This window comes from Ruegeria sp. 6PALISEP08, from assembly GCF_001238295.1.
Taxonomy (GTDB): Bacteria; Pseudomonadota; Alphaproteobacteria; order Rhodobacterales; family Rhodobacteraceae; genus Ruegeria.
Window position 1 is genome coordinate 79427 of record NZ_LGXZ01000012.1, and the last position, 11771, is coordinate 91197.

At 56.8% G+C, this 11771-nt stretch carries 12 protein-coding genes and 1 pseudogene; 8 read left to right on the plus strand and 5 right to left on the minus strand.

From position 1 onward, the window contains the following. Positions 1–110: 110 nt before the first annotated feature. The 4 genes and pseudogenes from ALB80_RS22715 to ALB80_RS16970 all read right to left on the minus strand — a co-directional run bounded on the left by ALB80_RS22715 (position 111) and on the right by ALB80_RS16970 (position 2619). Positions 111–569 (minus strand): annotated as a pseudogene (locus ALB80_RS22715) (sulfotransferase family protein). Then, entirely contained in the window at positions 538–735 is a 198-nt protein-coding gene (locus ALB80_RS22915) for a sulfotransferase (protein ID WP_216597685.1), read from the minus strand. The pseudogene ALB80_RS22715 and the gene ALB80_RS22915 overlap by 32 nt, the downstream one beginning before the upstream one ends. A gap of 246 nt (positions 736–981) precedes the next feature. Continuing rightward, positions 982–2232 (minus strand): adenylate/guanylate cyclase domain-containing protein, encoded by a 1251-nt coding sequence (locus tag ALB80_RS16965; RefSeq protein ID WP_050605336.1) that lies wholly within the window; start codon positions 2230–2232, stop codon positions 982–984. 60 nt (positions 2233–2292) lie between these two features. Beyond that, positions 2293–2619 (minus strand): MarR family winged helix-turn-helix transcriptional regulator, encoded by a 327-nt coding sequence (locus tag ALB80_RS16970; protein WP_371255996.1) that lies wholly within the window; start codon positions 2617–2619, stop codon positions 2293–2295. 183 nt (positions 2620–2802) lie between these two features. Here ALB80_RS16970 and hmgA point away from each other — a divergent pair, with 183 nt between their 5' ends. The 8 genes from hmgA to ALB80_RS17010 all read left to right on the plus strand — a co-directional run bounded on the left by hmgA (position 2803) and on the right by ALB80_RS17010 (position 10035). Further along, positions 2803–4158, plus strand: coding sequence for a homogentisate 1,2-dioxygenase (gene hmgA, locus ALB80_RS16975; protein WP_050605284.1), 1356 nt, complete (start codon positions 2803–2805; stop codon positions 4156–4158). Continuing rightward, positions 4155–4778 carry a LysE family translocator gene (locus ALB80_RS16980; protein WP_050605285.1) on the plus strand — a complete coding sequence of 208 codons (624 nt, stop codon included), beginning with the start codon at positions 4155–4157 and terminating at the stop codon, positions 4776–4778. The genes hmgA and ALB80_RS16980 overlap by 4 nt, the downstream gene beginning before the upstream one ends. Positions 4779–4799: 21 nt before the next feature. Continuing rightward, positions 4800–6056, plus strand: coding sequence for a fumarylacetoacetase (fahA, locus tag ALB80_RS16985; RefSeq protein WP_050605286.1), 1257 nt, complete (start codon positions 4800–4802; stop codon positions 6054–6056). A 10-nt stretch (positions 6057–6066) separates the two neighbouring features. Beyond that, positions 6067–7017 carry an MBL fold metallo-hydrolase gene (locus tag ALB80_RS16990; RefSeq protein WP_050605287.1) on the plus strand — a complete coding sequence of 317 codons (951 nt, stop codon included), beginning with the start codon at positions 6067–6069 and terminating at the stop codon, positions 7015–7017. Positions 7018–7150: 133 nt separating this feature from the next. Beyond that, on the plus strand, positions 7151–8761 hold the full coding sequence (locus tag ALB80_RS16995) for an FAD-dependent oxidoreductase (RefSeq protein WP_050605337.1): 1611 nt from the start codon (positions 7151–7153) through the stop codon (positions 8759–8761). Between the two features lie 5 nt (positions 8762–8766). Next, the gene (locus tag ALB80_RS17000) at positions 8767–8964 is read left to right on the plus strand and encodes a DUF2783 domain-containing protein (RefSeq protein WP_050605288.1); all 198 of its coding nucleotides are present in this window, start codon (positions 8767–8769) and stop codon (positions 8962–8964) included. A gap of 11 nt (positions 8965–8975) precedes the next feature. After that, positions 8976–9614 (plus strand): maleylacetoacetate isomerase, encoded by a 639-nt coding sequence (gene maiA / locus ALB80_RS17005; RefSeq protein WP_050605289.1) that lies wholly within the window; start codon positions 8976–8978, stop codon positions 9612–9614. Between the two features lie 85 nt (positions 9615–9699). Beyond that, positions 9700–10035 carry a DOPA 4,5-dioxygenase family protein gene (locus tag ALB80_RS17010; RefSeq protein WP_050605290.1) on the plus strand — a complete coding sequence of 112 codons (336 nt, stop codon included), beginning with the start codon at positions 9700–9702 and terminating at the stop codon, positions 10033–10035. Here ALB80_RS17010 and ALB80_RS17015 read toward each other — a convergent pair. Then, complete coding sequence (locus tag ALB80_RS17015; RefSeq protein ID WP_050605291.1) at positions 10032–11660, minus strand: acyl-CoA synthetase; 1629 nt, start codon at positions 11658–11660, stop codon at positions 10032–10034. The genes ALB80_RS17010 and ALB80_RS17015 overlap by 4 nt on opposite strands. Positions 11661–11771: the final 111 nt, after the last annotated feature.

The window sequence follows — 11771 nt, forward strand, 5'->3', positions numbered from 1 at the left end:
TTCTTCTACGTGCCAGTTTACGCTCTTTTGTTGCCTTCCGTGCCGAATTCAATACCGGACTTCAACTGGCGACTAGTGGAATAACTGAGCGTTTTGGAAGGCCAAGAGTTTCAGCCCGAAGGAGCGTCAGTGACAGCGTCGACATTTCCCTGAAATTCGTCGGTTGAATTGCCGTGTGGATAGGGTTGGTCGGGGATTGGGCAATCCAGAAATCTGCATAGAGGTTCTCACCCGCTACCAAGCTCATAAGTCAGAAGTCTGTCTCTCCCGAACTCTGCTTGAACATCCAAAATATTCTTTTCGTAAACAGAAATCATATGATCTCGGTCGGCGATATTACCGCCGAACACTCTTTCGGCGATTAACTTAATCCCAATTGAGTCGGCGTCTTCGCTATTCCGCAATATCGGTAATATCGTCTTATCCATGCTTTCGTACCATGCGTCGGCATCGCGTTCGGAGAGGATGATCTTCGCTTTCGGGAAGTGTGCGCTCAATTCTCTCCAAAAATAGGCGCCAGGCCAGTCAACGGTTGCATTATATATATTCGGCGAAGACCTGATCCCAATCTGGTGTGTCCCCTCCGGCGGCGGAGCGCCAAACCGCTACTCGCTCAGGATAGGGCAGCACTTCGAACATATGGTAGCAAGGTCCCAACCCCAAAATTTCAATAGCCTTCTTAAGCGACTCGGTGCCTGTGCGACCGAATCCTGCGCCAATAACTGAAAGTGGCAAATGAATCTCCTAAGAATTTAGTTCTGTCTGAATGTGATTGGCTAACAATAAGCCCAACATTTTGTCTACTGTCACCAATATGTGCAAGTTTGGAGATTGACAGTTTGATTTGATGTCTGCTTCGGGCTCACACCGGTCATTGGTCGAAATCCGCACTAAGGTCGACCATCCAGGCAAACCAATCGCTGACGTCCGGCGGGACCAGGACATTCCGCCAAGTCTTTCAACTTCGGAATAGCCTCAGTTTCAATCAGTTACTGATGGTCCTCCCGGACTGTATACCGTGAATAACTCTTTCGGTTCGTGCACACCGCGCAGCATGTAGCGACCGACCGAGACGAGCTCTTGCGCGCAGGGCGACGCGGCGCGGGCGACATCGTCCGAGATCAGGATTCTCTGACCCAGCGACCGGTGCATTCCGGCAATGCGGGCGGCCTGGTTGACGGCCGGACCGATCACCGTGAAGTCCAGCCGCGTCTTGGACCCGATATTGCCGTAGAGAATCTCGCCCGAGTGAAGCGCCAATGTGAAGTTCGCAACCGGCAAGCCTTCGGCCTGACGTTTGGTGTTCAAGTCATCCATGCGGGCTTGGAGAAGGGGTACGGCGCCGAGCGCGGCGTGGGCGTCCTCGTCTATCTCACCGACGTCGAACATCGCCATCAGCCCGTCGCCCATGAATTTCAGGATGTTACCGCCCCTGTCATGCACCACACCGACGGCCACGGCCAGATAATCATTCAGCATGTCGATGATCTCGTTCCCCGGCAGGTCCTCGGACAAGGTAGTGAAACCTTCGAGGTCAAAATTCCAGATCACTGCATCGATTTGCTGCAAGGACCCGCGCCGGATCTCACCCGAAAGAACCCGGCGGCCGGCATCGCGGCCGAGGTAAACCCGCATCAAATCCTTTGTCAGGTTCTGGTTCTTGGCGGATTTGAGCGCCAGTCCCAGATGCGGCAGCACGCTGTTGATCCGGCTCAGGTCATTATCTTCGAAACCAGTGGGGGCATCGCTGGTCCAGGACATCAAGACGCCATCGCCAATCTTTTTAGACCCCTTTAGGGAAACCGAGCCTGCTCCTTCGTAGGAAAGCCCGGTCGCATAATAGTCGGTTGCTCCGATTTCACGCAGGTCATTCAGCAATGGAAAACGACTTGGTTCGTTCTGCTCTACCAATTTGACCCGAATCTCGTCCAGATCCTCATGCAGCAGGGCATAAAGCGGGCTTTGTTGCCAGACTTCGCTGGGCGTATCCGTGTTTTCGAATCTCTCGGATTCTCCACCCGAACCGTTATACCAGCTATAGCCGGTTCCACCGTAGACAGGGTGCAGGGCCGATTGCGCCGCGTGAAATCTCATCAACGGAATACCCATATCCACGAGGCTGGTACAAAAACCTTCGAGCAATTCTTCCTGCCCAGCACCCTCAAGCCCCTTATCGACCAGCCAGTTGATCAGGTCATTGGTCGAGGATGAAGCAGGTTCAAATGACGTCATTCTAAAATCCGTATCAAGCATGGGATACATCTGGGGCCGGCATGGCCCAATTACCAGTGGTCAATCCAGTCCGGCCAACCGCTGCAGCATGTGTCGCAGCAGCGCAGCCTCTTCCTCATTAAACAAGCTTGATAGTCTGGCGTCGTAATTTGCGGCCACATTGCGTAAGTCACGATACACTGTTTGTCCCGCCGGTGTCAGCGCCAGCCATTCCGCCCGCCGATCGGCCTCATCCCGGGTACGTTTCAGGTACCTGCGTTGCTCCAACTTGGCGACCGCCCGGCTGATTTTGGTTTTGTGCATTTTGGCGCGTTCACCGATATCCTTGGCGGTCATCTCGCCAAAAAGCCCAAGATGGAACAGCACCCGCCATTCGGTTCTGAGCATCCCGTAACGGCCTTTATAGACGCTCTGAAACTCCAATGATGCCCGCTCTGACGCCTGGTTCAAGAGGAAGGGCAGAAAATTTTGCAGATCAAAGTCATCATTTTTTTCGGATTGTACGTGTGACATGCTTGTTAGTTACAAAATCAACTATTACTCGACAAGCAGCAAACGGAGGAAAACACCATGAATCGTCCGAGTAATCCGCACATGCTGACACAGGCTGCAACGCCGGTCGGCACACATGCCGGTTATATGCCCGGCTTTGGAAACGACTTTGAAACCGAAGCCCTGCCCGACGCCCTTCCGCAGGGGATGAACAGCCCGCAGCGGTGCAACTACGGCCTTTACGGAGAGCAGTTGAGCGGTACCGCCTTTACCGCGAACCCGCCCGAGCGCACCTGGTGCTATCGCATTCGCCCATCCGTAAAGCATTCACATCGCTACGAAAAAATCGATCTCCCGTATTGGAAGTCCGCCCCGTGCATCGACCCTGATGTGATCAGCCTGGGCCAGTATCGCTGGGATCCCGTCCCGCATTCCGATGAAGGTCTGAACTGGATGACCGGGATGCGGACCATGACGACTGCGGGGGATGTAAACACGCAGGTAGGCATGGCCTGCCATATCTATCTGGCCACGGAATCTATGATCGATGACTATTTCTTCTCGGCCGATTCCGAGCTTCTGGTTGTTCCACAGGAAGGCCGGCTGCGCTTTGCGACCGAGCTGGGCATCATCGATCTGGAACCCAAGGACATCGCGATCATTCCACGCGGCCTGCTGTACCGGGTTGAGGTTCTGGAAGGCCCTGCACGGGGTTTTGTCTGCGAAAACTACGGGCAAAAGTTCGAACTGCCGGGCCGTGGGCCGATTGGTGCAAACTGCATGGCCAACCCGCGCGATTTCAAGGCACCGGTGGCGGCGTTCGAGGACCGCGAGGTACCCTCGACCGTGACAATCAAATGGTGCGGTCAGTTCCACACCACCAAGATCGGTCACAGCCCTCTGGATGTGGTCGCGTGGCACGGCAACTATGCGCCCTACAAATATGACCTGCGCAATTACTGCCCGGTTGGCGCGATTCTTTTCGACCATCCCGACCCGTCGATCTTCACGGTTCTGACAGCTCCGTCTGGGCAGCCCGGCACGGCCAATATCGACTTTGTTCTGTTCCGCGAACGCTGGATGGTGATGGAAGACACGTTCCGCCCGCCGTGGTATCACAAGAACATCATGTCCGAGCTGATGGGTAACATCTACGGCCAGTACGACGCGAAACCGCAGGGCTTCGTGCCCGGTGGCACCAGTCTGCACAACATGATGATCCCGCATGGACCCGACAGGGAGGCCTTCGACAAGGCGTCATACTCCAACCTGGGGCCGGACAAGCTGGACAAGACAATGTCGTTCATGTTCGAAACCCGCTTCCCCCAGCACCTGACCCCGTTTGCCGCCAAAGAAGCACCGCTTCAGGACGACTATATCGACTGCTGGACATCGCTTGAAAAGAAGTTCGACGGAACGCCGGGTAAGAAATGAACTTGGACCTCTGGTTCACCTATGTGGCAACTGTCCTGTTTCTGATGAGCACACCGGGACCCAGCCAATTGCTGATGTTGTCAAACTCGGCGACCAACGGGCTTCGGCGCGGGCTGTTCACAGCTGCCGGAGATCTGACGGCGAACTTTCTGCAGATGCTGGCGGCGGGGCTTGGCCTGGCCGCTCTGATCGCTACATCCGCAACTGCGTTGACCGTCATCAAATGGCTTGGTGTCGCCTATCTGGTTTACCTTGGGGTCAAACAAATCCTGAAGGCGCGCGTGTCTGCCACGCAGACCGCGCCAAAAGCCAGCCGCAAGGCGCTTTGGTTGCAAGGTTTCATAACTTCTGCCGCTAATCCAAAGGCCGTGGTCTTTTTTGCAGCGCTGTTTCCGCTGTTCCTCGATGGAACGCTGCCTTTCTGGCCTCAATTTGCCATTCTATCGGTGACCTATCTGGTCATGGACGGGATATTGCTGACTGCATATGGCGGCAGCGCAAGTTGGCTGGCCCGCCACTTGCAAGGCCCGGCAAAGCTGTGGCTAGATCGAATTGGCGGCAGCTTCATGATCCTGGCTGCTATCTTGTTGGGTCTGAAATCCCTTCGCTCCTCAACTTAACCAATAAAACAGGGACATCGTATGCCTCTAATGACATCCTGGGTGACGTCGGCCAATGGCGCGACACATCCGTTCCCACTGAACAATCTGCCTTATGGCGTATTCTCGACCCAGGGCGATGATCCCCGATGTGGCGTGGCCATTGGCGACATGATCCTCGACGTCACCACCGCCGAAGCCGAAGGGTTGATCACCCTAAGCGATGAGCCACTGTTCGACATGCCCTTCTGGAACCCCCTCATGGAGGAAGGCCCAGCCGTCTGGACCGCCCTGCGCCAGCGGTTGATCAGCCTGCTGGCCGAAGACTCGGAAGAGCAGAGCAAGGTTGAACCGCTGCTTGTCAAACAAGACGACGCCGAGATGCACCTGCCGTTCGCGGTCAGTGAATACACCGATTTCTACGCCGGTCGAAACCATGCTTTCAACGTGGGCACCATGTTCCGCGGACCGGATAACGCATTGCCACCGAACTGGCTGCATATTCCAATCGGTTACAACGGCCGCGCGTCGTCGGTTGTTGTGTCGGGCACAGATATTCGCCGCCCGTGGGGTCAGCTGAAGTCGCCTGACCAAGACCTGCCCGCTTTCCTGCCCAGCCGCCGTTTTGACATCGAGCTTGAAATGGGAGCAATCGTTGGCACCCCTTCGGATGGCCCGATCACGGTGCAGGAAGCCGACGACAACATTTTCGGCTACGTCCTTCTGAACGACTGGTCCGCACGTGACATTCAAGCCTGGGAATACCAGCCGCTAGGTCCCTTCCAGGCCAAGGCCACAGCAACCTCGATCAGCCCCTGGATCGTGACCAAAGCCGCACTCGAACCTTTCCGCTGTGACACGCCCGCCCGAGAGTTTGAGCTGCTGGATCACCTGAAAGACTGCGGCCCGATGCTTTATGACATCGATCTCGCCATCACCATGGCCCCCGAAGGTCAGTCGTCGACCACCATCGCCAACACCAATTACAACCAGATGTATTACTCGGCAGCACAGCAGCTGGCGCATCATTCGACATCGGGTTGTCCCATGAACACCGGAGATCTGTTGGGGTCTGGCACCATCTCGGGCCCGACCAAGCCAGAACGCGGGTCGCTGCTGGAACTGAGCTGGGGCGGAAAGGAACCGCTGACGCTCGGCACTGGCGAAACCCGCAGTTTCATTGAAGACGGTGATACCCTGACTCTGACCGGCAACGCTAAAGGTGACGGCTACACAATCGGCTTCGGCGACTGCGGTGGCACAGTTTTGCCCGCTCTTGAAAACCCCTATTCACGATAAGGAACCCACCATGGTCAAAGCATTCGCGTCCCAGGGGGACATGTCGGAAAAGAAAATCTCATTCACCGAAGTAGGCGAAGGTCTCTATGCCTTTACCGCCGAGGGCGACCCGAACTCGGGCGTCATCATCGGGGATGACAGCGTGATGATCGTGGAAGCTCAGGCGACCCCGCGTTTGGCGAACAAGGTGATCGAATGCGTCCGGTCGGTCACGGACAAACCGATCACCCATGTGGCCCTGACCCATTACCACGCCGTTCGCGTTCTGGGTGCAAGCGCGTTTGGCGCGCAACAGATCCTGATGTCGGACATGGCGCGCGCCATGGTCGTGGAACGCGGGCAAGAGGACTGGGACAGCGAATTCCAACGCTTTCCGCGCCTGTTCGAAGGGCACGAGAGCATCCCCGGCCTGACCTGGCCCACCACCACGTTCAGCGATACGATGACCGTTTATCTGGGCAACCGCCGGATCGACCTGATGCATCTGGGCCGCGCGCACACCGCCGGTGATATCGTAATTCATGTGCCGGATCAGAACGTGATGTTCACGGGTGACATCGTCGAATACCACTCGGCCTGCTATTGCGGCGACGGGCATTTCAGCGACTGGGGCGACACGCTGGACGAAATCAAGTGGTTTGATGTGGACGCCATCGCCCCAGGGCGCGGCGACGCACTGGTCGGCAAGGATATGGTCAATGCCGCCATTGAAAATACACGCGATTTCGTCAGCAGCACCTACCGCCCGGCCGCCAAGGTGGCGGCACGCGGTGGCAGCCTGAAAGAAGCCTGGGACGCCGTGCGCGCCGAATGCGACCCCAAATTTGCTGACTACGCGATCTACGAACACTGCCTGCCGTTCAACGTGGCACGCGCCTATGACGAGGCGCGCGGCATCGACACGCCCCGCATTTGGACCGCCCAACGCGACCTTGAAATGTGGGAGGCCCTGCAAGGCTGACAAAAAACGGCCGAGTTTGATCCAGATCGTTTTTTGCGGCGGGATTCGATGAAACCATAAGCCAAGGCCTCCGGCGCCTGTCGCCGGGGGACAGGATATGCAGCACATTGGTGCATTTGCTTGGGGGGAGCCCATGAACAAGATCTTTGAAACACCGCTTTACGGCTATGAACGCAGCCCGGATCAGGACAACCCAACGCCCGTCAGGCGCAAGGTCATCGTGATTGGTGCCGGTCCGGTTGGTTTGGCCGCAGCCATTGATCTGGCCCAACAAGGGATCGAAGTTGTGGTTCTGGACGAGAACGACAAGGTCAGCTTCGGCAGCCGCGCCATCTGTTTTTCTCAACGCACTTTGGAAATTGCTGACCGCCTGGGATGTGGGCGCCGATTGGTCGACAAAGGCGTATTGTGGGACCGTGGCAAGGTCTTTTTCGATGATCGTCAAGTCTATGACTTCAACCTGCAACCGGATGAGGGCTATGCCAACCCGGCCTTCATCAACCTGCAGCAATACCACTTTGAAGATTACTTCGTTCAACGGGTTCGCGAGTTGCAGGCAGAAGGTGCCCCGATCGAGATTCGCGGGCGTAACAAGGTTGATGCAATCGGGACTCACGAGGATCACGTTCGGCTGGAGGTCGAATCCCCCGAAGGCCCCTATACGGTTGAGGCCGAGTGGTTGCTCGCCTGCGACGGAGCCACCTCACCCACCCGGCGGATGCTGGGCATCGATTTCGAAGGGCGTGTATTCGAAGACAACTTCCTGATCGCGGATGTGATCATGGATGCGGATTTCCCCTCGGAACGCTGGTTCTGGTTCGATCCGCCATTCAATCGCGGGCAATCCGCGTTGTTGCACAAACAGCCCGACAATGTCTGGCGCATCGACCTGCAACTGGGTTGGGACATCGACAAGGAACGCGAAAAGCGCCCCGAGAATGTGATCCCGCGCCTCAAGGCGATGTTGGGCGACGACGTAGAGTTTCAACTGGAATGGGTTTCGATTTATACCTTCCAGTGTCGACGCATGGAAAGCTTCCGCAAAGGCCGTGTTCTGTTTGCTGGTGACAGCGCACATCAGGTCAGCCCCTTTGGCGCGCGCGGGGCGAATTCCGGCCTGCAAGACACTGACAACCTGTGCTGGAAGCTGAAGCTGGTACTGGATGGCAAAGCCCCCGAAAGCCTGCTGGACAGCTACAACACGGAACGTGTGCACGGGGCCGACGAGAATATTCAGAAATCCAGCCGATCCACCGATTTCATCACTCCAAAATCCGAGATGTCGCGGGTCATGCGGGATGCGGTTCTGGACTTGAGCGAACAGTACGAGTTCGCCCGCCCTCTGGTAAACTCGGGCCGGTTGAGTCAGCCCTGCACATATGACGGGTCCTCGCTGAACTCAGCCGATGCGCTGGACGGCCCGGCCTGCACACGCCCGGGATCGGCCTGCCCGGACGCACCGCTGGGCGATGAATTCCTGCTGCCCAAGCTGGCAGGCAAGTTCACCTTGCTGACCATCGATGCCGATGCCCCTGACACGCTGGAAGAGGATGGGGTTGAGGTCACGCGGCTGGCACTGTCAGTCAAAGACGACCTGACGCTGGCTCTCAAACGCCGTTACTTGGGTGATGCAACCAGCGCAGTGTATCTGATCCGCCCGGATCAACACGTGGCAGCACGACGGGACAGCTATCAAGAAAACAGTTTCCGTCATGCAATCCGCAGAGCCTGTGGTAAGGAGTAAGCGCAATGTCAGACCTGATCCTAACCCCCAATCTCGACAATGCCGATGATTTTTACGCCAACCTTCTGGCCGCTCATGAAGGGCTCGAAAAACCCGACAGCGACGCGCTGAACGCCAGACTGGTGTTGGTTCTGGCCAATCACATCGGCGACGGTACGGTGTTATCAGACGCCATTCGCGCAGCCGCTTTGAGCAAAAATTGACGGGACTCAGTGTGAGCAAAACCGTTCTTTTTGACTATTGGCGGTCCTCGGCCAGCTATCGGGTGCGGATCGCCCTGAATCTGGCCGGAATCGACTATGACGCAGTTGTTGTCGATCTGGTGGGTGGCGAACACAGAGGTGATGAACATATCGCGCGAAATCCACAAGGCTTTGTGCCAGTTCTGGATATCGATGGGCTACGACTGACGCAGTCCTTGGCAATCCTCGACTATCTGGACCGCACGCGCCAGCTAAACCTATTGCCCGAAGACGCGGCAGAGCGCGCGCGTGTGCAGGCGCTGGCATATGCGATTGCGGTGGACATTCACCCGGTCTGCAACCTGTCTGTTGCTCGTCACGCGACGTCCCTAAGCAAAGATGCAACCGATATGCCCGGCGGGTGGATGCGGCACTTCATCCGGCCTGGCTTGCAGGCCTTCGAGACCATGTTGGGCGAGTTCGAACAAGCGCCCTACTGTGTTGGTAAGCGACCTAGTCTTGCGGACATCTGCCTGATCCCGCAAGTCTACAACGCGCGACGCTGGCAGGTTGATCTGTCGGACATGCCCCGCCTTCTTGGGGTCGAGGCGGACTGCGCCGATCATCCGGCCTTTGTCGCGGCGCATCCTGACGCGCACGTGCCCCAATAACGTCGCACAGTCTCTGTGTGCCTGTGCGACTAGGCGTCCAGCCTGATCGGTCATAGCTTTGTTCCATCAATGCAAAGAGGTTTCCATGCCCGAGATCACTGGCTACCACGCCCATGTTTATTTCGATGCCGATACACGGGATACGGCGCAACAGGTCTGTGACGAGGCTGCACGGCTGTTTCCGGTTCAGATGGGGCGTATGCATACCCGCAACGTCGGCCCCCACCCGCGCTGGAGCTGCCAGCTTGGCTTTGCTGCTGGTGCGTTTGATCAGGTCATGCCATGGCTGATGCTGAACCGGCAAGGCCTGACTGTTTTCACCCACCCTGAAACCGGTGAGCATCTGGAAGATCACCGTGACCGGGCAATCTGGATGGGTGAGATGCTGGATCTGGACCTCTCGATCTTCGACAAGCTTTAACCCAGCGCCCGCGCCTGATCCCGCAGAACAAATTTCTGCACCTTGCCAGTCGATGTTTTCGGCAAAGTGCCGAACACCACGCTCTTGGGCACTTTGAAATGGGCCATGTTGTCCCGACAGAACGCAATCAGCTCTGCTTCGGTCGCAGTAGCATCGGGCTTAAGCTCAACAAAGGCACATGGGGTTTCGCCCCACTTCTCATCAGGGCGTGCAACCACAGCTGCCTCCATCACCGCCGGGTGTTTGTAAAGGATACCCTCCACTTCGACAGACGAAATATTCTCGCCGCCTGAGATGATGATGTCCTTTGAACGGTCCTTCAGCGCGATATAGCCGTCAGGGTGCATGACACCCAGATCACCGGATGCAAACCAGCCTCCTTTAAAGGCATCATCTGTGGCATCGGGGTTCTTGAGATACCCTTTCATCACCACGTTACCTTGCATAAAGATCTCACCCATGGTCTCGCCATCCGACGGCACGGGTTCCATGGTATCGGGATCAGCCACCATCAGGCCAGACAGTGCCGTATACCGAACGCCCTGGCGCACCTTCAGAGCAGCGCGGTCTTCCGGCCCTTTCTCATTCCATTCGTCTTTCCAGGCGCAAACAACTGAAGGCCCATAGGTCTCGGTCAGGCCATAGACGTGGGTGACCTCGACGCCCATCGCCTCCATCGCTTCGATCACAGCGGCAGGCGGCGGGGCACCTGCCGTCATCACCTTGATCTGGTGATCGAAGTCTTTCAGTTCATCCGGCGCATGGGCCAGCATGTTCAAAACGATGGGCGCACCGCAGAAATGGGTGACTTTCTCATCGCGGAATGCCGCATAGATCGGCTCGGCCCGTACAGCGCGCAAACACACAGACACGCCTGCATTGGCTGCCATGGCCCAAGGGAAGCACCAGCCGTTGCAATGGAACATCGGCAGAGTCCACAGATAAACCGAGTGTTTGGGCATGTCCCAATCCAGCAAATCTGACTGCGCGTTCAGGGTGGCGCCACGGTGATGATACACAACCCCTTTCGGGTTTCCTGTGGTGCCCGAAGTATAATTCAGCGTAATTGCGTCCCACTCATCCTCTGGCAGAGACCATTTGAATTCCGGGGCGCCCTCGTCCAGCAGGGCATCGTACGTCAGGCTGCCCAGCTTTTCACCGCCCTCAAAGCCGGGGTCTTCAATGTCTATGATCAGGATATCATGGTCGACCTGCTCCAACGCGTCTTTCACGACGCCAGAGAATTCCGGATCAACCAGCAGCGCTTTAGACTCGGCGTGCTTTAGGATGAAGGCAACAATCGGTGCATCCAGGCGCGTGTTGATGGCGTTCAGAATTGCGCCAGACATTGGTACGCCAAAATGCGCCTCATACATTTCGGGAATGTTTGCTGCGATAATTGAAACGGTATCGCCTTTCCCGATGCCTCGCGCGCTCAACGCGCCTGCCAAACGTCGGCACCGGGCATAGGTTTCAGCCCAGGAATACCGACGGACCCCGTACACCACCGAAGGGTAATCCGGATAGACCTGAGCCGTTCGTTCAAGGAAGGTCAGCGGCGACAAAGGCGTGTAGTTGGCCCGGCTTTTATCCAAATGACGCTCGTAGATGTTTGTGGCTGTCATCCGCTGATCCTCCCAAATCACAGTCTGCGCGACTTGAGCATAAACTTGGTGCCCTGACAAATCCGTAGTAATACGATTGCTTCTGGCAATACGGGATGATGTGATCTGGCC